Raw genomic sequence first — 23471 nt, 5'->3', positions numbered from 1 at the left:
TGACGAAACATACGGTGGAGTGCATACTTATACCCATCACCACATGCATCGTAAGGAGAAGACAGTGACCGAGCGCGTCGTACTCGCCTACTCGGGCGGCCTGGACACCTCAGTCGCCATCGGCTGGATCGCCGAGGAGACGGGCGCCGAGGTCATCGCCGTTGCCGTGGACGTCGGCCAGGGTGGCGAGGACCTGGACGTCATCCGCAAGCGCGCCCTCGCCTGCGGTGCGGTGGAGGCGGAAGTCGCCGACGCCAAGGACGAGTTCGCCGACGAGTACTGCCTCCCGGCGATCAAGGCCAACGCCATGTACATGGACCGGTATCCGCTGGTCTCCGCGCTGTCCCGGCCGACGATCGTCAAGCACCTCGTCGCCGCCGCCAAGAAGCACAACGCGGGCATCGTCGCCCACGGCTGCACCGGCAAGGGCAACGACCAGGTCCGGTTCGAGGCCGGCATCTCCGCGCTGGGTCCCGACCTGAAGTGCATCGCCCCGGTCCGCGACTACGCGATGACCCGGGACAAGGCGATCGCCTTCTGCGAGGACAAGAACCTCCCGATCGCGACCACCAAGAAGTCCCCGTACTCCATCGACCAGAACGTCTTCGGACGGGCTGTCGAGACGGGCTTCCTGGAGGACATCTGGAACGGTCCGATCGAGGACATCTACGAGTACACGTCGAACCCGGCGACGCAGCGCGAGGCCGACGAGGTCGTCATCTCCTTCAAGGAGGGCGCCCCGGTCGCCATCGACGGCAAGCCCGTCACCGTCCTGCAGGCGATCCAGCAGCTCAACGAGCGGGCCGGCGCGCAGGGTGTCGGTCGGATCGACATGGTCGAGGACCGGCTCGTGGGCATCAAGTCCCGTGAGGTGTACGAGGCGCCGGGCGCGATCGCGCTGATCACCGCCCACCAGGAGCTGGAGAACGTCACCGTCGAGCGTGAGCTGGCCCGCTACAAGAAGCAGGTCGAGCAGCGCTGGGGCGAGCTGGTCTACGACGGCCTGTGGTTCTCCCCGCTCAAGCGGGCCCTGGACGGCTTCATCAACGAGGCCAACCAGCACGTCACCGGCGACATCAGGATGACGCTGCAGGGCGGCCGGGCCGTGGTCACGGGCCGGCGCTCCAGCGAGTCGCTGTACGACTTCAATCTGGCGACGTACGACTCGGGCGACACCTTCGACCAGTCCAAGGCGCAGGGCTTCATCGAGCTCTTCGGCCTGTCGTCGAAGATCGCCGCCAAGCGCGACCTCCAGGCGTAGCCTGACGCCGACTTGCCCGACCAGCAGGTTGTACCGCCTCCCCGTTCCTCCGCGACGGGGAGGCGGTCGTACATCCCCCTTTTAGGAGCAGCAAGTGAGCAGCAACAGTGGTGACGTCCGGCTCTGGGGCGGCCGTTTCGCCGACGGACCGGCCGAGGCCCTGGCGAAGCTGTCCGCCTCGGTCCACTTCGACTGGCGGCTCGCCCCGTACGACATCGCCGGTTCCCGTGCCCACGCGCGCGTGCTCCACGGGGCGGGGCTGCTCACCGAGGACGAACTGACCCGGATGCAGGCCGGCCTCGACGCGCTCGAAGCCGATGTGGCGAGTGGCTCCTTCACCGGCACCATCGCCGACGAGGACGTCCACACGGCCCTGGAGCGGGGGCTCCTTGAGCGCCTCGGCCCGGACCTCGGTGGCAAGCTGCGGGCCGGCCGGTCCCGCAACGACCAGGTCGCGACGCTCTTCCGGATGTACCTGCGAGACCACGCCCGCATCGTCGGCGGCCTGGTCGCCGAACTCCAGGACGCGCTCGTCGGCCTCGCCGAGGCGCACCCCGACGTCGCCATGCCCGGCCGTACGCACCTCCAGCACGCCCAGCCGGTGCTCTTCTCCCACCACGTGCTGGCCCACGTCCAGTCGCTGTCCCGGGACGCGGAGCGGCTGCGGCAGTGGGACGACCGGACGGCCGTATCGCCCTACGGCTCGGGCGCCCTGGCCGGCTCCTCGCTCGGCCTCGACCCGGAGGCGGTCGCCGCCGACCTGGGCTTCGAGAACGGCTCCTGCGGCAACTCGATCGACGGAACGGCCTCCCGTGACTTCGTCGCCGAGTTCGCCTTCATCACCGCCATGATCGGCATCAATCTCTCCCGGATCGCGGAAGAGATCATCATCTGGAACACGAAGGAATTCTCCTTCGTCACCCTGCACGACGCCTTCTCCACCGGCTCGTCGATCATGCCGCAGAAGAAGAACCCGGACATCGCGGAGCTGGCGCGCGGCAAGTCCGGGCGTCTCATCGGCAACCTCACCGGCCTGCTGGCGACGCTGAAGGCGCTGCCGCTCGCGTACAACCGCGATCTCCAGGAGGACAAGGAGCCGGTCTTCGACTCCTGCGACACACTCGAAGTCCTGCTGCCCGCCTTCACCGGCATGATGGCCACACTCACCGTCAACCGCGAGCGCATGGCGGAGCTGGCGCCGGCCGGTTTCTCGCTCGCCACCGACATCGCCGAGTGGCTGGTCAGGCAGGGCGTCCCGTTCCGGGTCGCGCACGAGGTCGCGGGCGAGTGCGTCAAGGAGTGCGAGCAGCAGGGTATCGAGCTGGACGAGCTCACCGACGAGCAGTTCGCGAAGATCTCCCCGCATCTGACCCCCGAGGTGCGTACGGTCCTCAATGTCGCCGGCTCCCTCGCCTCCCGCGACGGCCGCGGCGGCACGGCTCCGTCCGCCGTCGCCGTCCAGCTCGCCGAGGTCAAGCAGGACCTGGCGGTCCAGCACGCCTGGGCCACCGCCAAGAACTGACGCCCCCTGAAGATCCCTCAACCATAACCACGATGAGACATCCATGTCTCATCGTGGTTATGGTTGTCTCATGACAGTCGACCGCCAACAGGTGTTGCGCACCGCCGCCGCCCTTCTCTCGCGCAGGGCGACCGCCACGATGGACGAGGTCGCCCGAGCCGCAGGCATCGGCAGGGCCACCCTCCACCGGCACTTCGCCGGGCGTGACGCCCTGGTCAAGGCGCTGGAGGACTTCGGCCTCCAGGAGCTGGAGTCGGCGATGGACGCCGCCCGGCTCGCCGAGGACCGGGCCGAGGACGCGCTGCGGCGGCTCATCGCCGAGGTGGAGCCGGTCGCCGGTCTCCTGGCCTTCCTCGTCACCGAGAACCAGCTCTTCGAGGGCGAGCAGATCAACGACGGCTGGGCCCGGCTCGACCGCCGGATCTCCGCGCTCTTCCGGCGCGGACAGGAGCAGGGCGAGTTCCGCATCGACCTCACCCCGGCCTGGCTGACCGAGGCGCTGTACGGGTTGGTGGGCGCCGGCGCGTGGTCCGTCCACGACGGGCGGGTCGCCGCCAAGGACTTCCAGTACATGATCGTCGAGTTGCTGCTCGGCGGGGCACGGCGGAGCGTGGAGAAATGACCAGCACTGATCAGCACGCGAAACAGTCGGACGCGGCGCGCGGCCCCGCCCGCTGGCTCGCGCTCGCCGTTCTTGTTCTCGCGGTACTGCTCGTCGCCGTCGACGCGACCGTGCTCGGCCTCGCGACGCCCTTCCTGAGCGAGGACCTCAAGCCGTCCGGCACCCAGCTGCTGTGGATCGGTGACGTCTACTCGTTCGTCATCGCCGGTCTGCTCGTCTCCATGGGCAGCCTCGGTGACCGCATCGGGCGTAAGAAGCTGCTCCTGGTCGGCGCCGTCGCCTTCGGCGGGGTCTCGGTGCTCAACGCGTACGCCACCAGCCCCGAGACGATGATCGTCGCCCGCGCGCTGCTCGGCGTGGCCGGTGCGACGCTGATGCCGTCCACCCTCGCGCTGATCCGCAACATCTTCCACGACGCCAAGGAGCGCAGCCTCGCCATCGGCATCTGGGGCGCCGCGGCCTCCGCGGGCGCCGCCGTCGGTCCCGTGGTCGGCGGCTTCCTGCTCGAACACTTCTGGTGGGGCTCGGTCTTCCTGATCAACCTGCCGGTGATGGCCGTCCTGGTGGCCGTCGGCATCAAGCTGCTGCCCGAGTCGAAGAACCCGGCGCCGGGCCCGTGGGACCTGCCCAGCGTCGGCCTCTCCCTCATCGGCATGGTCGGTGTCGTGTACGCCGTCAAGGAGGCGGCGGCGCACGGCTTCCACTGGTACGTCCTCGCGGCGGCGGTCGTCGGCGCGGGCGCCCTCTACTGGTTCGTACGGCGCCAGCTCACGCTGCCGGCGCCCCTCCTCGACATGCGTCTTTTCCACCACCGCGGGTTCTCCGGGGCGGTCCTGGCGGACCTGCTGACCATCCTCGGCCTGTCCGGCCTGGTCTTCTTCCTCTCGCAGTTCCTGCAACTCGTCCAACTGCACTCGCCCCTGAAGGCCGGCCTCATCGAACTGCCCGCCGCGGTCGGCGCGGTGGGAGCGGGCCTGCTGGCGGGCTACACCGCGCGCCGGGCCTCGGTCCGCAGCGCGGTCTCCGGCGGGCTGCTGGCCCTCGCGCTGTCCCTGGCGGCGTGCACGCTGGTCTCGGCGGACACCGGCGTCGTGCTGCTGGGCCTGGCCCTGTTCCTCGGCGGCGCGGGCGCGGGCATGGCCTTCACCGTGACCGCGGACGTCATCCTTTCCAGTGTTCCCAAGGAGCAGGCAGGCGCCGCCTCGGCCGTGTCGGAGACGGCGTACGAACTGGGCGCGGCGCTCGGCATCGCCCTGCTCGGCTCGATCGTGACCGGCATCTACCGCGGCTTCACGGTGCCATCGGGTGTCCCCGCCGAGGTGGCCGACGCGGCGCACGACTCGCTCGGCGGCGCCGTGCAGTCCGCGAAGGAACTGTCGCCGGAAGTGGGCGCGCAACTGCTCTCGTCGGCGCAGAACGCCTTCACCGACGGCTTCCAGACCGCCGCCGCGGTGGGCTCGGCGCTGCTCTTCGCCACGGCCGTCGCCGCGTGGTTCATGCTCCGCGGCCAGAAGCTGGAGGACGGCGTGGAGCACTGACGGTGTAGCGGGCGCACAGAGGTACGGCGGAGGGGCGGGCCACTCGTGGCCCGCCCCTCCGCCGTACCCAGGACTCTCGCGCCGGTCAGGCGGCCTTCGCCTTCGTCGCGTACATGTCCACGTACTCCTGGCCGGAGAGCCGCATGACCTCGGCCATCACCGAGTCCGTCACCGCGCGCAGCACATAGCGGTCGCGGTCCATCCCCTCGTAGCGCGAGAACTCCATCGGCTCACCGAAGCGGACCGTGACCTTGCCGGGGCGCGGCAGGCCGGCGCCGCCGGGCTGGAGCTTGTCCGTACCGATCATCGCGAACGGCACCACCGGCGCACCGGTCATCAGCGTGAGACGGGCGATGCCCGTACGGCCACGGTAGAGACGGCCGTCGGGGGAGCGGGTGCCCTCCGGGTAGATGGAGAAGACCTTGCCCTCTTCGAGGACCCGGCGGCCGGTCATCAGCGCGGCGACACCGCCACGGCCGCCGTCACGGTCCACCGGGATCATTCCGCAGCTGGTGAAGAACCAGGCCATCAGCCTGCCCTTGAATCCCTTGCCGGTGACGTAGTCGTCCTTACCGATGTAGAAAACCTGCCGGTCACAGCAGATCGGCATGATCATCGAATCGATGAACGTCAGGTGGTTGCCGGCGAGGATGACCGGTCCTGTCCCAGGAATGTTCTGTGCGCCTTCCACGCGTGGGCGGAACATCAGGCGCATGATCGGTCCGAGCACTGCCTTGATGAGCGCGTGACGGGACAACGCTTCCTCCGGTGTCGTGGCTGGGCGGGCTGGTTGTGAGTGAAGTCTGTGCAGGTGAGGACGATACTCGCGGGCTCCGCCTGACCGCACATCGGGTTCATCAAGTGGATACGCAGTGTTGACGTGTGTTTCCACTGCGTTCCGTCCACATCCTCGTCTGCGTAAGACGTAGACGCCTACGATCAGGCCTTCACTTTCGACGGTTTCCAGGCAGTTTCCAGGCAGTACGTGGACTTCACAGGTGCGGGACATCACACGAGGAGCGTTCATGACACAGGCCGGACAGAACAACCCCGGACGGCGGTCCGTGCTCGGGGCGGCCGTGCTCGGCGCGGGCGGCGTCACACTCGGCCTGGCGGGCACGGCGGGAGCCGAAGGCCGTCAGGACGGGCAGCGGGGCCGCGACGACCACGGGTCGTACCACGCTCTTCCCGTACCGACCGTCGTCGCGCACCGCGGGGCCAGCGGCTACCGCCCGGAGCACACCATCGGCTCGTACCAGCTCGCCCTCGACCTGGGCGCGCACGTCATCGAGCAGGACCTGGTGCCCACCAAGGACGGCCACCTGGTCTGCCGGCACGAGAACGACATCACCGCGACGACCGATGTCGCCGACCACCCCGAGTTCGCGGACCGCAAGGCCACCAAGTCCGTGGACGGGGTGTCGCTGACCGGCTGGTTCACCGAGGACTTCACGCTCGCCGAGCTCAAGACGCTGCGCGCCAAGGAGCGGATCCCCGCCACGCGCCAGGAGAACACCCTCTACGACGGCCGCTGGGCCATTCCCACCTTCGAGGAGGTACTGCGCTGGGCCGAGAAGGAGGGGCGGTCGCGCGGTCGGCGGATCTGGCTGCACATCGAGACGAAGCACCCCACCTACTTCCGCGGCCTGGGCCTCCCGCTCGAAGAGCCCCTCGCCAGGCTGCTCCGCGAGTACGGCCGTGACAAGAAGTCCTCGCCCAACTTCCTGCAGTCCTTCGAGCCGACCAGCATGCGCCGCCTCGCCAAGCTGGTCTCGGCGCCGCGCGTCGTGCTGCTCGACGCCAAGGGCACCCGCCCGTGGGACTTCGTCGTGGCGGGCGATCCGCGCAAGGTGGACGACCTGATCAAGCCCGAGGGCCTGAAGTGGATCTCCGGCTTCGCCCAGGGCCTCGGCCCCACCCTGGACCTGATCATCCCCAAGGACGCGGCGGGCAAGCTGGGCAAACCCACCACGCTGGTGCGGGACGCGCACGCGAAGGGGCTGATCCTGCACCCGTACACGATGCGCAACGAGAACACCTTCCTGCCCGCGGACTTCAGGCGCGGCACCGACCCCACCGCGTACGGGAACGCCTTCGGCGCGCTCCAGCTGTACTTCGAGCAGGGCATCGACGGGATCTTCTCCGACAACCCGGACACCGCGCTGCTCGCGGCCGCCGACTTCGCCGGACGCTGACCGCCGCCGCGGGAGCCGCCGCCACGGACGGGTGACTGTCCTGGCAGGCGGCAACCGCGGGCCGTCGGCGGCACGTCCCGCGTGGCATGACCCTCCCCGTACGTCACGCGAAGCCCGCCCCGCCCGTCCCCGTGCCCGACCTCTTCAGCTCCCTGCGCCCCCTGCTGGCCGCCGAGGCGGGGGCGGAGGCCGCCGGGACCGGAATCGAGCCGGGCGACCTCGAACAGGACGTATGGCTGCGCCTGCTCGAACTGCTCGACGGGGCGGGCCCGCCACCCGACCCGGCGCTCTGGGTGCGCCGCGCCGTACGCGCCGAGGCACGGCTGGCCCGCAGCCGGGCGCGGCGCGAACTTCCCCACGCCGCCCCGCCGGCCGCCACCACGGACGCCGCGTGCCCGGAACGCGAGGCGCTCAGGGCCGAACGTCGGCGCGCGGTGCGCGATGCGGTCGGCAGGCTGCCGGGGCGCTGCCCGCGGCTGTTGGCTGCGATGTTGTCGCCCGCGGACCCCACTTACCGCGAAATCGCAGGGGAGTTGGGAATGTCACAAGGCAGCTTGGGGCCCATGCGTTCCCGTTGCCTGGGATGCCTGCGCAGAATGCTGGCGGCGGAGGTTGCGGTTCCTGGCCCAGGGGGAAAGGAGCGGTAAGCAACCGGCGGAGCAGGCGAGCGGGAGGCATGCACACATGGGCATGAGCGTGACCATCTCAGCGGCAACGGAACAGGACGCCGAACACATCCTGAAGCTGCAGTACCTGTGCTACCAGAGCGAGGCCGAGCTGTACGGCGACTACGGCATTGAGCCCCTGACCCAGTCACTCGACGACCTGCGCGCCGAACTCGGCCGCAGCCACACTCTGGTGGCCCGTCTCGGCGACGAAGTGGTCGCCTCGGTCCGCGGCAGCGTCGACGACGCGGGCACGGCGCGGATCGCCAAGCTGATCGTCCACCCCAGGATGCAGCGCCACGGTCTCGGCGGGCGGCTGCTCGCCGCCATCGAGGTGCACTTCGCGGGGGAGCCGGCCGCCAAGCGCTTCCAGCTCTTCACCGGCCACCGCAGCGAGGTCAATCTGCGGCTCTACCGCAGCCACGGCTACGCCCCGGTGGCCACCGAGCGGCTCGGCCCCGGACTCACCCTCGTCACGCTGGAGAAGGAGACCGAGGCGCAGGCATACGTCGCGAGTGCCTAGGGGGTGTCGCGTCGCGCCCTGCGCAGCCAGAGCATTCCGGTGACCGGCAGCAGCACCGGAATGAAGAGGTACCCCCTGCCGAACATGGACCAGACGGTGGTGTCCGGGAACGCGGACGGCTCCACCACTGTCCAGGTCCCCACGACGAGCACGCCCACCAGCTCGGCGGCGCAGCACACCAGCGCCGCCCTACGGGCCCTTTCGCCGCCCCGGACGAGGGTGTACGTAATGAACGCGTAGACCACCGCCGCCACCGCGGACAGCGCGTACGCGAGCGGCGCACGGTCGAATTCCGTGGCGATCTGGTAGGCCGAGCGGGACACGGCGCCGACGGACATCACGCCGTACAGCCACACCAGCAGCAGCCCGGGCCCCTTGACCAGCCTGACGCGGCCCGGCTCCCGGTCCTGCTCGTCGGCGACGGACTCGCTCATCTCAGGCTCCCCAGATGTCGTGCAGCCGGACTTCGAGCACGGCCAGGACCACCGCGCCGGCCGAGACCGTCACAGAGCCCCAGCGGGTCCGCTCGCCCAGCGAAAGGAAGCCCGCGGCGGGCACCGCCGCGAACGCCCCGATCAGATACGAGACGAAGATCACCGCGCCCTCGTCCGGCTTCTCGCCGCGCGCGAGAAGCACGATGCCGATCACCAGCTGGGCGAGCGCGAGCACCGAGACCACGGCCATGCCGATGAAGTGCCAGTCCTTGGTGGGCTGATCGCGGAACGCGGCGTAACCGCACCACGCGGCGAGTGCGAGCGCGGCCACGGAAACCGTGACCGTCAGGGCGTCGAGCATGACCACGAGCGTATTACGGACGCGACGGGCACTGGACGTAGGGTCGGTCAGCATGAAGATCCAGGCCGAGGCCCTCCTGTTCGACAACGACGGAACACTCCTGTCCTCCATGGAGTCGGTGATCCGCTGCTGGACCCGCTGGGCGCAGGAGTACGGCATCACGGCCGAGGAGTTCGCCCGCGTCGAGCTGCACGGCCGCCCCGCCGCGGAGATCGCCGCCGATCTGCTGCCCGCCGACGTCGTGCCGGGCGCGGTGGCCCGTATCGAACAGCTGGAGGTCGAGGACGTGAGCGGCCCCGGCGGCGTCGTGCTGCTGCCCGGCACCGCTCAGCTCCTCGCGAGCCTGCCCGCCGACCGCTGGGCCGTCGTCACCTCCGCCACCCGCCGCCTCGCCGAGGCGCGGCTGGAGCGGGTCGGCATCACCCCCAAGACACTGATCGCCGCGGACGACATCACGCGCGGCAAGCCCGACCCGGAGCCCTTCCTGCTCGCGGCACGCAGGCTCGGGGTGGACCCGGCCCACTGCGTGGTGTTCGAGGACGCCCCGGCCGGGCTCCAGGCCGGCCGCGCGGCGGGCATGACGACCGTGGCGTTGGCCACAACGCACCTCCGCTCCGAGCTGACGGCCGACGTGGTCGTCACGGACCTCTCGGCGGTGTCGGCGCGGGCCACGGAGCACGGCGTGGAGATCGTCACGGCCGACTGACGACATCGGGCCCGTCCCCGATAGTGAGACAGGGGAGTCCGCTATTCGGACAGCGGTGATCGGTCCGTACTGCCGTCTGGTTTACTCGTTGTATGACCACGACGAGCAGCCGCACCCTTGCGACCGAGGCGACGATGACGCCCGGTGCTCGTTGTATGTGTCGAATGTGCGCCTTCTGAGGGCCCCTGCCCGAGCCTCGCGCCCCGAAGCGAGACCCGACAGCCGCCCCGCGCCCGACCGGCCACGCATGTGCCGGACGAGCCGGGCCCGCCCCGCGCACGCTTTGCCCTCCGGTACTCACCGGCTCGGCCGTGCCGCGTCCCCCAAGACGAATGCCCCGTGCCCGGCGGACACCTCGCCGCGCACTCGACAGTGACGGAAACCCTGTGATCACCACTACGGGCCTCACCAAGGTCTACCCCTCGCGAGGCCGCGAGGTCACCGCCCTGGACGGCGTCGATCTGCACGTCCGTGAGGGGGAGGTGTACGGAGTCATCGGCCAGAGCGGCGCCGGAAAGTCCTCTCTCATCCGCTGCGTCAACCTGCTGGAGCGCCCCACCGCCGGCATCGTGACGGTCGACGGCCAGGACCTCACCGCACTCGCCGGCCGCGGCCGGCGGGCCGGCAAGGAACTGCGCGCGGCGCGCAGCCGCATCGGCATGGTCTTCCAGCACTTCAACCTGCTGTCCTCGCGCACCGTCAAGGACAACGTCGAGCTGCCCCTGGAGATCCTCGGGATCTCCGGCCAGGAGCGCTCCCGCAAGGCCCTGGAACTGCTCGACCTCGTGGGCCTCGCAGACAAGGCGAAGGCCTACCCCGCCCACCTCTCCGGCGGTCAGAAGCAGCGCGTCGGCATCGCGCGGGCCCTGGCCGGCGACCCCAAGGTGCTGCTGTCCGACGAGGCGACCTCGGCGCTCGATCCCGAGACCACCCGCTCGATCCTCCAGCTCCTGCGCGACCTCAACCAGCAGCTCGGCCTGACCGTCCTGCTGATCACGCACGAGATGGATGTCGTCAAGACGGTCTGCGACTCGGCCGCGCTGATGAAGCGTGGGCGGATCGTCGAGTCCGGCACGGTCAGCGAACTGCTGGCGACCCCCGGCTCCGAGCTCGCGCACGAGCTGTTCCCGGTCGGCGGCCAGGCCTCGGGCCCCGACAGGACCGTCATCGACGTCACCTTCCACGGTGAGGCCGCGACGCAGCCGGTGATCTCCCAGCTCTCCCGTACGTACAACATCGACATCTCGATCCTGGGCGCCGCGATGGACACCGTCGGCGGCAACCAGATCGGCCGCATGCGCATCGAGCTGCCGGGACTGTACGAGGAGAACGTCGTCCCCGTCGGCTTCCTGCGCGAGCAGGGCCTGCAGGTCGAGGTCGTCGAGGAGAACACGCCCGGCAGCGAAACGCCCCCGCAGGTGGCGACGCGGACGCCCACGCTGGTCAAGGAAGGTGCCAAGTGACCTGGTCGGAAATGCAGCCACTGCTGGAGCAGGGCACCATCGACACCCTCTACATGGTGCTGTGGGCCACGGCCGTCTCGGTCCTCGGCGGGCTCCCGCTGGGCATCCTGCTCGTCCTTACGGACAAGGGCGGGCTGCTCCAGAACCTCACGGTCAACAAGGTCGTCGGCGCGATCGTCAACATCGGCCGGTCGCTGCCGTTCATCATCCTGCTGATCGCCCTGATCCCGTTCACGAAGCTGCTGGTGGGCACCTTCATCGGCCCGTCCGCGATGATCGTGCCGCTCGCCATCGGCGCCATCCCCTTCTTCGCCCGGCTCGTCGAGACCTCGATCCGCGAGGTCGACCACGGACTGGTCGAGGCCGTGCAGTCGATGGGCGGCTCCGTGCCGACCGTCGTCTTCAAGGCGCTGCTCCCGCAGTCCCTGCCGTCGCTGATCTCCGGCGTCACCACCACCGTGATCGTGCTCGTCGGCTACTCGGCGATGGCCGGCGCGGTCGGCGGCGGAGGCCTCGGCAACACGGCGGTCACCTACGGCTACCAGCGCTTCGAGACCCAGCTCATGCTCATCACCGTCGCCATCCTGATCGCGATGGTGACCGTCGTGCAGCTCATCGGCGACGGCGCGACACGGCTCCTCGCCCGCCGCAGCCACACCGCCTCCTAGGCCTCCCCGAGCTTTCTTCCCCACACAAGCCCGCACTCCTTGTCCGGGCGACCACCCGCAAGACCAGAAAGAGGCACTTTTCGGGCTCTGTCGCTGATCTTGTGACGGGGTGGGTCAGGGTGTGAGGAGCACCCGCTTGCGGAGGAAGTCGAGGTTGGCTCGTCCGTATCCTTGCCTTTTGAGGAATTTCACTCGTGTGACCTGGCCTTCGACCTGGCCTGAGCTCCAGGGGGTGGACAGGCCGGCGGTGACGGCGTCCTGGTCCCGGCGCAGGCCGTTGACCAGGGAGTGCAGGGCGGGCAGGTTGTCGGCGAGGACGCGTTCCATCCAGGCTGGCAGCTGGTCGCCGCGCAAGTCGCTCATCATGGCGGCGAAGTCGCGGACATGGTCGGTGACGGCGTCGAGTTCGGGGCAGTCGGCCCGGATCTCTTTGAGGTCGGCGGCGTCCACGGCTGCCAGGTTTCCGGGGGCGGTCATGATCCAGCGGACGATGCGGCGGGGCCGCGGAGCTGGACGGGGCACTGGCGGCGCGGTGGTGGAGGTCTTGAACGGGCGGAGGTAGCGGCGGACGGTCTGGATGCTTCCGGTGAACCCCCGGGCGACGATTTCCTGGTGGAGCTGGGCACTGTCGCGACAGCCCTCGTTCCATCGCTGGTGGAGGTAGGGCGTGTGCTCGTCCAGGAGGGTGGACCGGTTTGTCGCCTTGACCAGCAGTTCGTCGATGCTGGTGGCCCGGGCGAAGCGGCGCACGGTTTTGCGGCTCAGCCGCAGTGTCCGGCAGATCCCCTCCAGCGTGCTGCCGCCGTCCAGGAGTTCCCGCACTGCGGTGTAGCGTTCCCTGGTCCGGGTCACCAGACGGCGTTCGCGTCCGCAGACATCGAGCATCGCGTCAACCGGGGGCGGCGTCTGCCAGATGTCGTCGCTGGGCGGCGGCTTGGCCGGTACGGTGTTCTCGAACGCGGCCCGGGCGCAGGCGTGGTGGGCGGATACGGTCTTCTCCACCGCCTCGCCGAGGTTGTGCCACAAATGCCAGGCGTCTGCGACCTGGACCGCCTGCGGGGCGCCGCTGCGGGTGCCCTCGGCATACGCTCCGGCCCTGTCCCGGCACACGATCTCTATTTCCGGGTGGTTGCTCAGCCATGCGGCCAGTGGCTCGGCCTCACGGCCGGGCAGCACGTCGACCGGGCGCCGGGTCTCCAGGTCCACCAAGATCGTGGCGTACGTCGCACCCCTGCGGAGCGCGAAATCGTCGACACCGAGCACACGGATCTCTCCGACAGGCTCTTCCGGCACCGCACGGACCAGACGTAACAGAGTGTCCTTGGCGACGTCCAAGCCCAATACCCCGGCCAGGCGGGCCCCCGCGCGGCCGGCCAGCGCGAGAGCGATCGAGGTCAACTGGCCGCGCAGCAGCGGCGTATAGCGGGCATGCGGGCTGGTCAGCCCCGCGATCTGCTCAGCGAACGTCACCGCCCGGCACCCGGGGTTCAGGCACTTGAACCGCCGCACCAGCAACTCGATCACCACCCCGGCGCCGCTGGCCGCCGCGTCCGCGAGCCGCCGTACGTACCGTCCGTGCACCCGGCCCGACGCGCTACCGCAGTGCGGACACACCCCGCCCGACGACCGAGCACGCGCATGCATCGAGACCACACCGGACAACGACCGCTCGACCACCTCGACCACAACACCGGCCAGATGAGGGAACAACACCCCGAAACTCCGTGAAGTACACCTGGCTCATGATCACAGCCGCCACTGACACCACCCGCCCCGTCACAAGATCAGCGACAGAACCACTTTTCGTGCGCAAGAACCTCAAGATCACCGCGGCTGCCGCCGCCTCCGCCGCCCTCGCCCTGGGCCTCACCGCCTGCGGCACCGCCTCCGACCCGGGCGCCAAGACCGAGTCCGGCAAGGCTGACGAGTCCAAGGCGCTGGTCGTCGCCGCGTCCCCGACGCCGCACGGCGACATCCTCAACTACGTCAGGGACAACCTGGCGGAGAAGAACGGCCTGAAGCTCACGGTCAAGGAGTTCACGGACTACGTCCTGCCGAACACCGCGACCCAGAGCGGCGAGGTCGACGCCAACTTCTTCCAGCACAAGCCGTACCTCGACGACTTCAACAAGAAGAAGGGCACCACCATCGTGCCCGTCGTCAACGTCCACCTGGAACCGCTCGCCCTCTACTCCAAGAAGTCCAAGGACCTCAAGGACCTCAAGCCCGGCCAGACCGTGGCGGTGCCCAACGACACCACCAACGAGGGCCGCGCGCTCAAGCTGCTCGCCGAGAACGGCCTGATCACGCTGAAGGACGGCGCCGGCACGGACGCCAAGCTCTCCGACATCAAGGACAAGAAGGGCCTGGAGTTCAAGGAGCTGGAGGCCGCCACGCTGCCCCGCGCCCTGGACGACGTCGACGCCGCGATCATCAACGGCAACTACGCCATCGAGGCCGACCTCGACCCCGCCAAGGACTCCCTGGCGATCGAGAAGGCCGAAGGCAACCCGTACGCCAACTTCCTCGCCGTCAAGAAGGGCAACGAGAAGGACGCACGCGTGCAGAAGCTCGCAAAGCTCCTGAACTCCGACGAGGTCAAGAAGTTCATCGAGGACAAGTACGACGGCAAGGTCGTCCCGGCCTTCGGCGCCGTCAAGTCCTGACGCCCGCACGGCCCTTGTGAGCGAAGGCCCCGCCCACCCCCACCGGGTGCGCGGGGCCTTCCCGCGTCGACCCGCGCCTGCGTGCCCCCGCCGCGATGCTGCATGCTGTGCCTTTACGTCCTTTACGACGGTCCACGGCATGGAGTGAGCATGACTACCACCTTCCCGGACATCTCCATCAGCACGGACCGGCTGGTGCTGCGCCCCTTCGACGAGTCGGACATCCCGGCGCTGACCGAGATGATGAACGACGAGATGGTCACCGCCTGGACGTCGGCGCCCCACCCGTACACGACACGTGACGCCGAACGCTGGGTCCGCAGGATCGCTCCTGCCGAGCGGACCCAGGGCCGCGGCATCGCCCTCGCCGTCACCGAGTTCCTCACCCAGCGGCTCGTCGGCAGCGTCCACCTCAAGCACACCGACTGGCGCACCCGCGCCACCGAGATCGGCTATGTGACGGCCCACTGGGCGCGCGGTGAGGGGTACGCCACCGAGTCGGTGCTCGCCATGGCCCAATGGATCTTCCGCGACCAGCGCTTCGAACGCCTGGAGTTGCGCACCGCCGCGGACAACACGGCCTCGCAGCAGGTCGCGCAGAAGATCGGCTGCATCAGCGAGGGCGTCCTGCGTAACGCCTGGATAGCGCGTACACAGACCCAGGACGGCGGCTGGACGGACATCCGCACCGACCTGATCGTCTGGAGTTTGCTCCCGGAGGACCTGGACGGCGTCACCGACCAGATGGCCGAGGCCGGCGGCTACGGCACCTACACCGACTGGAACTGACCCCGCCCAGGTCCGTACCAGGTACTCTCACCCTGCCCCCGGCCGCCACGCCGGGCTGCCCCAGACCTGCGACAACCTCAGGAGACTGACGACGATGGCCGACCGGGTCACGGTGATCGGCTGGGACGGTTCGCCCCTCACCGCGGCGGCCCGCTCCGCTCTGGCCGCCGCGACCCTCGTCGCCGGGGCCGCGCACCATCTGGCACTGCCCGAAGTGCCGCCCGGCGCCGAGCGCATCCGCCTCGGCAGCGTCGATCTCGCCGCCCGCCGGATCGCGGGGCACCGGGGCACCGCCGTGGTCCTCGCGGACGGGGACCCCGGATTCTTCGGTGTCGTACGGACACTGCGCGCCGCCGAGCACGGCCTGGAGGTCGAAGTGGTGCCCGCCGTCTCGTCGGTGGCCACCGCGTTCGCCCGCGCCGGGATGCCCTGGGACGACGCGCAGACGGTCGTCGCCCACCGCCGTACGCTGCGCCGCGCCGTCAACGTGTGCCGGGCGCACTCCAAGGTCGCGGTGCTCACCTCCCCGGGCGCCGGGCCCGCCGAACTCGCCCTGCTCCTCGAAGGAGTCCACCGCACCTTCGTCATCTGCGAGGAGCTGGGGACCACCCGCGAGCAGATCACGGTCCTCATCTCCGACAAGGTCGCCGACCACGTCTGGCGCGACCCCAACGTCGTCATCGTCATCGGCGGCCCCGGTGGTCCGGCCGCCCCGGGCAGCGGCTGGATCGCGGGCCGCGAGCCCGGCTACCCGCCGGCCGTACGAGGCTGGGCGCTGCCCGGCGAGGTGTACGGCGACAACCTGGGGGAGGGCGAGTCGGCCGAACTGCGCGCCGCCCAGCTGGCCAGGCTCGGGCCACGCACCGGCGACCTGGTCTGGGACATCGGCTCGGGCAGCGGGGCGCTGTCGGCGGAGGCGGCCCGGTTCGGCGCGGCGGTCATCGCGGTGGACTCCGACGCGGACGCCTGCGGTCGCACCACCGTGTCGGCCCGGCGCTTCGGCGTCCAGGTCCAGGTCGTGCACGGACAGGCGCCGCACGTGCTGGAGGATCTGCCCGAGCCCGACGTCGTACGGATCGGCGCCGGGGGAGTGCCGGTCGTCTCGGCCTGCGCCGACCGCAGGCCCGAGCGCATCGTGACGCACGCGTCCACGCGGGACGAGGCGGAGGCGATCGGGCGGACGCTCACCGAGAGCGGCTACACCGTCGAGTGCGCGCTGCTCCAGTCCGTCGAACTCGACACCGGTGCCTGGTCGGAACGCGACCGCTCGGTGGTCTTCCTGCTCTCCGGGCAGCAGGAGCGGCGCGACGCGACCCGCTGAGGACCTGATGGGCGGGGCCGGGCGGGGGCGGGAATGCGCCCCGTGACGCTGCTTCGACACGGCGCGGGGTAGGCTGGCCGATCGTTGTACCGCAGCCAGGCCTTCGGCGCTTCGTTCGCCAATGTCCGGAAAAGGGGCCCGTTTTGGAACTCTATGTGGTACGGCGCGGCCGGGGGGCGCGCAGCGTGGCGTAGCCCACAGCGGATCGTGGCGGGACTTCCTGCAGCGGTGGCGCACGGCCGCGACAATGCTTGGAGTCCGTGGGCCTTTCGTGCCGCGTGGCGCGGACGCTCGTTCTTGATGAATGGGCGCCCGGTGTGCCACGAGCGGGCGTCGGGCGAAGGGCCGAAGGAGCAAAATCGATGGGCGAGGGGTATGCAGCATGACTGACACCGGCCAGGTCCCGGGCGAGGGACTGCCGGAGAACGCAGGCATGGTGGAGCAGCCGGGCATCCCCGCTCCGGGCGCGTACACCTTCCTCGACCCCTCCGAGAACACGACCGAGCAGGACGACGATCTGCTGTTGATGCCGGGTGCGCAGGGCGCGTGGAGCGACCCGCAGGTCATCCCGGCGCCTCAGCCGCAGATGCATGCGCAGCCCGCACAGCAGGCCCCGCAGATGCAGCCCGTCGCGCAGATGCAGCAGGCCCCGCGGACGGCCCCGGTGCCGCAGGGCGCGGAGCCCGGTGCGCACGAGGCCGGTGGCCGCGACTCCGGCTCCGTCAACCTCAACGGGGTACGGATGCCCCAGCCCGTGTCGACCTCGGCCCGGTCCGCCGCTCCGGCGTCCATGGCGACGCCGCCCCCTGCGCGCCGTCCACTTCACCTCGGGCCGCAGGTGCCGGACGGCTCCGCCGGAGTCGTGCGGTCGCTGGCCGACCGGGGTCCCGCCGGCGCCACCCCGGCGTACCCGGTTCCGCTGCGCAACCCGGGTCCTGCCACCACCGGTCCCGAGTACCTCGACATTTCGCGCGAGGAGATCGACGTACTGCCCGGCCCGCAGCTCGGGGCGATCCCGTCGCAGGTCGCCACGCCGTGGCCGCAACCTCAAGTGCAGCCGCAGCCGCAGCCGCAGCCGCAGCCCCAGGCCGTTCGGGAGACCCCAGCAGAAACGGTCGTTCCGGAGCCCGTGGCTCCGGAACCCGCCCCCGAACCACCGGTGGAGTCCGCGGCCGAGCCGGTAGCGGTACCCGCGCCGACGGAACTCCCGGTACCGGAACCGCAGATCCAGGCCCCGACGCCGGAACCGGCGGCCGGGGCGGCGCCGGAGCCGTTGCCGGAGGAGGCCGTGAGCATCCAGGCACAGCCGGAACCGGTAGCACCTGCCGCACCCGAGCCGGTCTTCGCCGAGTCCCCGGCGCTCATGGACATCGCGCCCGAGCAGCTGGCGGCAGAGCCGCTCGCCCCGTCGCCGATGGCCGCCGACCCCGTCGCCGCGGAGCAGCCCGCTCCCGAGTACGTCACCGCTGACCCGGCTGCGGCGGTAGCGGCAGCACCGGAGCCGGAGCTCCAGCCCCAGGCCGCCGGTGAGTTCGCCCCCGTCGAGGCAACAGCTCCGAGCGCCCCTCAACCAACTCCGACGCAGCCTGAGCCGATCGCGCAGGACGCGCCCGCGGCGGTGCCAGAGCAGTTGGCGCCCGAGCAGCGCGTACTCATGCAGCCCGCACCCGAGCAGCAGCCGTTGGCGGAACCGGCTCTGGAGCCGCAGCCGGCGACGACGTGGACCGCACCAGAAGCAGCCGAGGCACCACCCACGACACCTCATGCACTTGACGCACCTGGGGCGGAGAGCCTGTCCGCGGAGTCCGGGTCCGAGTCGGTGAGCCCCGAAGCCGAGCCGCAGCCGGTGCCCGAGCCCGCCCCGGCGGTGCTCGAAGAGCCGCCGACCGCGCAGCCCGAGCCCGTCGCGGAGTCGGTGCCCGAGCCCGTACAGCCCGAGGAATCCCTCGTGGCATCGATCGTCCCCGCTCCGCGCGACGCCGGCCCCGCGGCCCAACCGGCGGCGGAACCCGAGCCGGAGGCGTTGCTCGCTCCGGAGCCGGAGCCGGCGGCGTTGATCGCTCCCGAGCCGGAGGCCGTACCCGAGTACGAGTTCGAGGCGGCCACCCCTGTCACCGCCGCCACCGCGGCCAAGGCCGTCCCGGACGACCCCGGCCCCGCCCCCGGCTACAACGACGCCGAGCGTGAGGCGGTGCTGCGTGTGATGCGCGAGCGCCGGGACATCCGCAACGGCTTCCGCAGCGACCCCATCCCGCACGAGGTCCTGCTGCGCGTCCTCGAAGCCGCGCACACCGCGCCGAGCGTCGGTCACTCCCAGCCCTGGGACTTCGTGGTCATCCGCTCCGCCGAGACGCGCCGCACCATGCACGAACTGGCGCAGCGCCAGCGCGACGCGTACGCCAAGTCGCTGCCCAAGGGCCGTGCCAAGCAGTTCAAGGAACTGAAGATCGAGGCCATCCTCGACACCCCGGTGAACATCGTCGTCACCGCCGACCCCACCCGCGGCGGGCGCCACACCCTCGGCCGGCACACTCAGCCGCAGATGGCTCCCTACTCCTCGGCGCTCGCCGTCGAGAACCTGTGGCTCGCCGCCCGCGCCGAGGGCCTCGGCGTCGGCTGGGTCAGCTTCTTCGACGAACGCGAGATGGTCCGCTCGCTGGGCCTGCCCGAGCACCTCGAAGTCGTCGCGTACCTCTGCGTGGGTTACGTCGACGAGTTCCCGGAGGAGCCCGAGCTCATGCAGGCCGGGTGGTCCAAGAAGCGCCCGCTGTCCTGGGTAGTCCACGAGGAGACCTACGGTCGCCGCGCGCTGCCCGGCGAGGAGCCGCACGACCTGCTCCAGGAGACCGTCTCGCACATCCGCCCGCTGGACGCCAAGGCGCTCGGCGAGGCGTGGGAGCGCCAGAAGCGGATGACCAAACCGGCCGGGGCGCTCGGCATGCTGGAGATCATCTCCGCACAGCTGAGCGGTCTGTCCCGGATGTGCCCGCCGCCGATCCCGGAACCCGCGGCCGTCGCGATCTTCGCGGGTGACCACGGGGTGCACGCGCAGGGCGTCACCGCATGGCCACAGGAGGTGACCGCTCAGATGGTCGCCAACTTCCTCGGCGGCGGCGCGGTCGTCAACGCCTTCGCGAGCCAGGTCGGGGCGGAGGTCTGCGTCGTCGACGTCGGCGTCGCGGGTGAACTCCCGGCCACACCGGGCCTGCTGCCACGCAAGGTGCGTGCGGGTACGGCCGACTTCACCACGGGACCGGCTCTCACCCACGAAGAGGTGCTCGCCGCGATCGAGGTGGGCATCGAAACGGCCCGGGACCTGGTCGCCGCAGGCAACAAGGCGCTGATCACAGGCGAGATGGGCATCGCCAACACAACAGTTTCAGCGGCTCTGATCTCGGTCTACACGGGCGTGGACCCGGCCGAGGTCACCGGCCGAGGCACGGGCATCAACGACGAGATGCACGCCCGCAAGATCGATGTAGTGCGCCGTGCGCTCGAACTTCACCAGCCCGACCCGGCCGACCCGATCGGCGTTCTGGCCGCGGTCGGCGGCCTGGAGCACGCGGCACTGGTCGGCTTTGTACTCGGCGGAGCCTCGCTGCGTACGCCGGTGATCCTGGACGGCGTCAGCGCGGGAGCGGCGGCCCTGGTCGCCCGCGCGATCGCCCCCGAGGCGCTCGCGGCCTGCATCGCCGGACACCGCAGCGCAGAGCCGGGCCATGTGGCGGCCCTGAACAAGCTGGGCCTGCGCCCGCTGGTCGACCTGGACCTCCGCCTGGGCGAAGGCACGGGCGCCCTGCTGGCGCTCCCGGTGGTCCAGAGCGCGGCCCGTGCGATGCACGAGGTGGCGACGTTCGACTCGGCAGGCGTGACGGAAAAGTAACCCCCTGGGGCGAGACCCCACGCGCCAAGCGCCGGAGGCTTCGCCCCAGGTGGAGGACCCTCGGACCCGGCACCGTTTCCAAAGCGGTGCGGGAAGGGGACGTGGCGGGGCGCTCCAGTCCCCGGGGCCGCTCCCGCACGCTGCCGGGAGGGGACGTGGCGGGGCGCTCCCCGCAGGGTGTCGAACGCAACCACCGCAGGACCTCACGCAGCGGTGCCCGAACGTTCGGCACCCGAGGAGACGCCCCGCCGCGGCACCGACCCCCGGCACCGACCCCCGGCACCGACCCCCGGCACCGACCCCCGGCACCGACCCCCGGCACCGACCCCCGGCACCGACCCCCGGACCCGACCCCCGGACCCGACCCCCGGACCCGGCCCCAGGCACCCCGGACGCGGGCCCCCGGCCCATACCCCCGGCCCGCCCACACGCCCACCCCCGCCCGGCCGACCGAGACCCACGCGCCCCCGGCCCGTAAAGTATTCGCAGAGGGCTCGAACACCGCCCCACCAGCGCCGCTCCACCGCCGTGGCGGCCCCGCCCCGCACTCTGCCCCGCCCGAGGAGCCGCACGTCATGACCGCGCACGACGCCGCAGGCGCACCGCACACCGCTGCAGGCGACCCGCACCCCGCCTACCCCGTCGGACTCCGCCTGGCCGGGCGGCGGGTCGTGGTGGTAGGCGGTGGCCAGGTCGCCCAGCGCCGCCTCCCGGCGCTCATCGCGGCCGGCGCCGACATCGTTCTGGTGTCGCCCTCCGCCACCCCGTCCGTCGAGGCGATGGCCGAGTCGGGCGAGATCCGCTGGGAGCGCCGCCCGTACGCCGACGGGGACCTGGCCGACGCCTGGTACGCCCTGATCGCGTCCACCGACACCGACGCGAACAACGCCGCGTCCGCCGAAGCAGACCGCACCAAGACCTGGTGCGTACGCAGCGACGACGCCGAGGCGGCCACCGCCTGGACCCCGGCGACAGGCCGCAGCGAGGGCGTGACCGTCGCGGTTCTCACCGGCCGCGACCCCCGCCGCTCCGCCGCTGTCCGCGACGCGATCGTCGAGGGTCTGCGCGACGGCACTCTCGTCGCCCCGCACCACCGGGACCGCACCCCGGGAGTCGCCCTGGTCGGCGGTGGCCCCGGCGACCCGGACCTGATCACGGTCCGCGGCCGGCGCCTGCTGGCCGAGGCGGACGTCGTCATCGCCGACCGGCTCGGCCCGCGCGACCTCCTCGACGAACTTCCGCCGCACGTCGAGGTGATCGACGCCGCGAAGATCCCGTACGGCCGCTTCATGGCCCAGGAGGCCATCAACAACGCCCTCATCGAGCATGCCAGGGCCGGCAAGGCGGTCGTACGCCTCAAGGGCGGCGACCCCTTCGTCTTCGGCCGCGGCATGGAGGAGGCTGAGGCCCTGACCGAAGCCGGCATCCCGTGCACCGTGGTCCCCGGTATCTCCAGCTCCATCAGTGTCCCGGGTGCGGCCGGAATCCCTGTCACCCACCGGGGCGTCGCGCACGAGTTCACGGTGATCAGCGGCCATGTCGCCCCCGAGGACCCGCGGTCGCTCGTCGACTGGAAGGCGGTCGCGGGGCTCCGCGGCACCCTTGTCCTGCTGATGGCTGTGGAGCGGATCGGCGCGATCGCCGCCGCCCTCGTGGCGCACGGCCGCTCGCCCGAGACCCCCGTGGCGATCGTCCAGGAGGGCACGATGGCGACTCAGCGACGCGTGGACGCGACACTGGCGACGGTCGCCGAGACGGCAAAAACGGAAGACGTACGCCCACCCGCCGTCATCGTCATCGGCGATGTGGTCACCGTGGGGGCGAAGCACGAGGCGGCGGCCAAAAAACTACGAGGCGGACAGTAACCCCCGGTAACGCAGCTCCGTCCCGGCCGTTGGCACCGCACCCACGACAAGGCAGTATCTCCCTGTGGCTGATCTCATCTCCATCGACGACCCCGACGACCCGCGCCTGAGCGACTACACGGGCCTGACCGACGTCGAACTCCGGCGCAAGCGTGAGCCCGCCGAGGGCCTCTTCATCGCCGAGGGCGAGAAGGTGATCAGGCGCGCCAGGCAGAGCGGGTACACGATGCGCTCGATGCTGCTCTCGGCCAAGTGGGTCGACGTCATGCGTGATGTCATCGACGAGGTCCCTGCCCCGGTGTATGCCGTCAGCCCGGACCTCGCCGAACGCGTCACCGGCTACCACGTGCACCGCGGCGCGCTGGCGTCCATGCAGCGCAAGCCACTCCCGGAAGCCGGCGAACTGCTTCGCAGCGCCCGGCGGATCGCCGTGATGGAGGCGGTCAACGACCACACGAACATCGGCGCGATCTTCCGCAGCGCGGCGGCCCTGGGCATGGACGCGGTACTGCTCTCCCCGGACTGCGCCGATCCGCTCTACCGCCGCTCGGTCAAGGTTTCCATGGGCGCGGTGTTCTCGGTGCCGTACGCACGGCTGGAGGCCTGGCCCAAGGACCTGGAGGCGGTACGGGAGGCGGGCTTCAAACTGCTCGCCCTCACCCCGGACGCGAAGGCTTCGTCGATCGACGAAGCCGCCCCGCACCGTCTCGACCGGGTGGCGTTGATGCTCGGCGCGGAGGGCGACGGGCTGTCCACGCGGGCGCTGGTCGCGGCCGACGAGTGGGTACGTATCCCGATGGCGCACGGCGTGGACTCACTGAACGTGGGCGCGGCAGCGGCGGTCGCGTTCTACGCGGTGGCGTCGGGGCGGCCGCAACCCTGACACAGGACAGGCAGCCCGAGGCAAAAAAACAACCCGAGGCAGAACACAACCCGAGGCAAGTCGGACGGTCGGACGGCCCGATAAACAGGTCGTACCCCGCCGTACC

Annotated in this window: 20 protein-coding genes; 16 read left to right on the top strand and 4 right to left on the bottom strand. The window is 70.8% G+C overall.

Annotation, left to right across the window (positions count from 1 at the left end; all coding sequences use genetic code 11):
- The first annotated feature begins 64 nt into the window (after positions 1-64).
- From ACLLJJ_RS05305 to ACLLJJ_RS05290, 4 genes are all read left to right on the top strand, one after another.
- Positions 65-1261, top strand: a complete 1197-nt coding sequence (locus ACLLJJ_RS05305; RefSeq protein ID WP_434600306.1) for an argininosuccinate synthase — start codon at positions 65-67, stop codon at positions 1259-1261.
- A gap of 94 nt (positions 1262-1355) precedes the next feature.
- On the top strand, positions 1356-2783 hold the full coding sequence (gene argH / locus ACLLJJ_RS05300; protein WP_434588089.1) for an argininosuccinate lyase: 1428 nt from the start codon (positions 1356-1358) through the stop codon (positions 2781-2783).
- A gap of 70 nt (positions 2784-2853) precedes the next feature.
- Positions 2854-3405 (top strand): TetR/AcrR family transcriptional regulator, encoded by a 552-nt coding sequence (locus ACLLJJ_RS05295; protein WP_434588088.1) that lies wholly within the window; start codon positions 2854-2856, stop codon positions 3403-3405.
- Positions 3402-4943 (top strand): MFS transporter, encoded by a 1542-nt coding sequence (locus ACLLJJ_RS05290; RefSeq protein WP_434588087.1) that lies wholly within the window; start codon positions 3402-3404, stop codon positions 4941-4943. The genes ACLLJJ_RS05295 and ACLLJJ_RS05290 overlap by 4 nt, the downstream gene beginning before the upstream one ends.
- A gap of 85 nt (positions 4944-5028) precedes the next feature.
- Here ACLLJJ_RS05290 and ACLLJJ_RS05285 read toward each other — a convergent pair whose 3' ends face one another.
- Positions 5029-5700, bottom strand: coding sequence for a lysophospholipid acyltransferase family protein (locus ACLLJJ_RS05285; protein ID WP_283518921.1), 672 nt, complete (start codon positions 5698-5700; stop codon positions 5029-5031).
- Positions 5701-5968: 268 nt separating this feature from the next.
- Between ACLLJJ_RS05285 and ACLLJJ_RS05280 the strand changes: the two genes are divergently transcribed.
- The 3 genes from ACLLJJ_RS05280 (at position 5969) to ACLLJJ_RS05270 (ending at position 8326) form a co-directional block, all read left to right on the top strand.
- On the top strand, positions 5969-7138 hold the full coding sequence (locus ACLLJJ_RS05280) for a glycerophosphodiester phosphodiesterase (protein ID WP_434588086.1): 1170 nt from the start codon (positions 5969-5971) through the stop codon (positions 7136-7138).
- An 86-nt stretch (positions 7139-7224) separates the two neighbouring features.
- Positions 7225-7785, top strand: a complete 561-nt coding sequence (locus ACLLJJ_RS05275; protein WP_434588085.1) for a sigma-70 family RNA polymerase sigma factor — start codon at positions 7225-7227, stop codon at positions 7783-7785.
- Between the two features lie 37 nt (positions 7786-7822).
- Positions 7823-8326, top strand: coding sequence for a GNAT family N-acetyltransferase (locus ACLLJJ_RS05270; protein ID WP_434588084.1), 504 nt, complete (start codon positions 7823-7825; stop codon positions 8324-8326).
- Here the strand turns inward: ACLLJJ_RS05270 and ACLLJJ_RS05265 are convergent.
- Positions 8323-8760, bottom strand: coding sequence for a hypothetical protein (locus tag ACLLJJ_RS05265; protein WP_434588083.1), 438 nt, complete (start codon positions 8758-8760; stop codon positions 8323-8325). The two genes, ACLLJJ_RS05270 and ACLLJJ_RS05265, sit on opposite strands and share 4 nt — an antisense overlap.
- A 1-nt stretch (position 8761) precedes the next feature.
- The gene (locus ACLLJJ_RS05260; RefSeq protein ID WP_434588082.1) at positions 8762-9121 is read right to left on the bottom strand and encodes a hypothetical protein; all 360 of its coding nucleotides are present in this window, start codon (positions 9119-9121) and stop codon (positions 8762-8764) included.
- A gap of 52 nt (positions 9122-9173) precedes the next feature.
- On the opposite strand from ACLLJJ_RS05260, the gene ACLLJJ_RS05255 reads away from it, so the two are divergent.
- The 3 genes from ACLLJJ_RS05255 to ACLLJJ_RS05245 all read left to right on the top strand — a co-directional run bounded on the left by ACLLJJ_RS05255 (position 9174) and on the right by ACLLJJ_RS05245 (position 11958).
- Entirely contained in the window at positions 9174-9827 is a 654-nt protein-coding gene (locus ACLLJJ_RS05255; protein WP_434588081.1) for an HAD family hydrolase, read from the top strand.
- Positions 9828-10213: 386 nt separating this feature from the next.
- A complete protein-coding gene (locus tag ACLLJJ_RS05250) occupies positions 10214-11290 on the top strand; it encodes a methionine ABC transporter ATP-binding protein (protein ID WP_434588080.1) in 1077 nt (358 codons plus the stop codon).
- Positions 11287-11958: a methionine ABC transporter permease gene (locus ACLLJJ_RS05245; RefSeq protein WP_434588079.1), complete on the top strand. Its 672-nt coding sequence runs from the start codon at positions 11287-11289 to the stop codon at positions 11956-11958. The genes ACLLJJ_RS05250 and ACLLJJ_RS05245 overlap by 4 nt, the downstream gene beginning before the upstream one ends.
- Positions 11959-12072: 114 nt before the next feature.
- Here the strand turns inward: ACLLJJ_RS05245 and ACLLJJ_RS05240 are convergent, their stop codons facing one another.
- Positions 12073-13671, bottom strand: coding sequence for an ISL3 family transposase (locus ACLLJJ_RS05240; RefSeq protein WP_434588078.1), 1599 nt, complete (start codon positions 13669-13671; stop codon positions 12073-12075).
- Between the two features lie 92 nt (positions 13672-13763).
- On the opposite strand from ACLLJJ_RS05240, the gene ACLLJJ_RS05235 reads away from it, so the two are divergent.
- From ACLLJJ_RS05235 to ACLLJJ_RS05210, 6 genes are all read left to right on the top strand, one after another.
- The gene (locus ACLLJJ_RS05235) at positions 13764-14624 is read left to right on the top strand and encodes a MetQ/NlpA family ABC transporter substrate-binding protein (RefSeq protein ID WP_434600305.1); all 861 of its coding nucleotides are present in this window, start codon (positions 13764-13766) and stop codon (positions 14622-14624) included.
- Between the two features lie 102 nt (positions 14625-14726).
- The gene (locus tag ACLLJJ_RS05230) at positions 14727-15413 is read left to right on the top strand and encodes a GNAT family N-acetyltransferase (RefSeq protein ID WP_283518903.1); all 687 of its coding nucleotides are present in this window, start codon (positions 14727-14729) and stop codon (positions 15411-15413) included.
- A 94-nt stretch (positions 15414-15507) separates the two neighbouring features.
- Positions 15508-16734, top strand: coding sequence for a precorrin-6y C5,15-methyltransferase (decarboxylating) subunit CbiE (cbiE, locus tag ACLLJJ_RS05225; RefSeq protein WP_434588077.1), 1227 nt, complete (start codon positions 15508-15510; stop codon positions 16732-16734).
- Between the two features lie 382 nt (positions 16735-17116).
- Complete coding sequence (gene cobT, locus ACLLJJ_RS05220) at positions 17117-20617, top strand: nicotinate-nucleotide--dimethylbenzimidazole phosphoribosyltransferase (RefSeq protein ID WP_434588076.1); 3501 nt, start codon at positions 17117-17119, stop codon at positions 20615-20617.
- 575 nt (positions 20618-21192) lie between these two features.
- The gene (cobA, locus tag ACLLJJ_RS05215) at positions 21193-22482 is read left to right on the top strand and encodes a uroporphyrinogen-III C-methyltransferase (RefSeq protein ID WP_434588075.1); all 1290 of its coding nucleotides are present in this window, start codon (positions 21193-21195) and stop codon (positions 22480-22482) included.
- A 64-nt stretch (positions 22483-22546) separates the two neighbouring features.
- Entirely contained in the window at positions 22547-23365 is an 819-nt protein-coding gene (locus ACLLJJ_RS05210) for a TrmH family RNA methyltransferase (RefSeq protein WP_434588074.1), read from the top strand.
- Positions 23366-23471: the final 106 nt, after the last annotated feature.

Origin of the sequence: Streptomyces sp. A5-4, from assembly GCF_051131715.1 — a bacterium.
Taxonomy (GTDB): domain Bacteria; phylum Actinomycetota; class Actinomycetes; order Streptomycetales; family Streptomycetaceae; genus Streptomyces.
This window is presented reverse-complemented; position numbering and strand designations above follow the sequence as displayed.

Excerpts from the sequence above, each read along its gene's own strand:
- ACLLJJ_RS05295 (WP_434588088.1), top strand. The coding sequence starts at position 2,854 with ATGACAGTCGACCGCCAACAGGTGTTGCGCACCGCCGCCGCCCTTCTC.
- ACLLJJ_RS05290 (WP_434588087.1), top strand. The coding sequence starts at position 3,402 with ATGACCAGCACTGATCAGCACGCGAAACAGTCGGACGCGGCGCGCGGC.
- ACLLJJ_RS05280 (WP_434588086.1), top strand. The coding sequence starts at position 5,969 with ATGACACAGGCCGGACAGAACAACCCCGGACGGCGGTCCGTGCTCGGG.
- ACLLJJ_RS05275 (WP_434588085.1), top strand. The coding sequence starts at position 7,225 with ATGACCCTCCCCGTACGTCACGCGAAGCCCGCCCCGCCCGTCCCCGTG.
- ACLLJJ_RS05270 (WP_434588084.1), top strand. The coding sequence starts at position 7,823 with ATGGGCATGAGCGTGACCATCTCAGCGGCAACGGAACAGGACGCCGAA.
- ACLLJJ_RS05265 (WP_434588083.1), bottom strand. The coding sequence starts at position 8,760 with ATGAGCGAGTCCGTCGCCGACGAGCAGGACCGGGAGCCGGGCCGCGTC.
- ACLLJJ_RS05260 (WP_434588082.1), bottom strand. The coding sequence starts at position 9,121 with ATGCTCGACGCCCTGACGGTCACGGTTTCCGTGGCCGCGCTCGCACTC.
- ACLLJJ_RS05255 (WP_434588081.1), top strand. The coding sequence starts at position 9,174 with ATGAAGATCCAGGCCGAGGCCCTCCTGTTCGACAACGACGGAACACTC.
- ACLLJJ_RS05230 (WP_283518903.1), top strand. The coding sequence starts at position 14,727 with ATGCTGTGCCTTTACGTCCTTTACGACGGTCCACGGCATGGAGTGAGC.
- cbiE (WP_434588077.1), top strand. The coding sequence starts at position 15,508 with ATGGCCGACCGGGTCACGGTGATCGGCTGGGACGGTTCGCCCCTCACC.
- cobT (WP_434588076.1), top strand. The coding sequence starts at position 17,117 with ATGACTGACACCGGCCAGGTCCCGGGCGAGGGACTGCCGGAGAACGCA.
- cobA (WP_434588075.1), top strand. The coding sequence starts at position 21,193 with ATGACCGCGCACGACGCCGCAGGCGCACCGCACACCGCTGCAGGCGAC.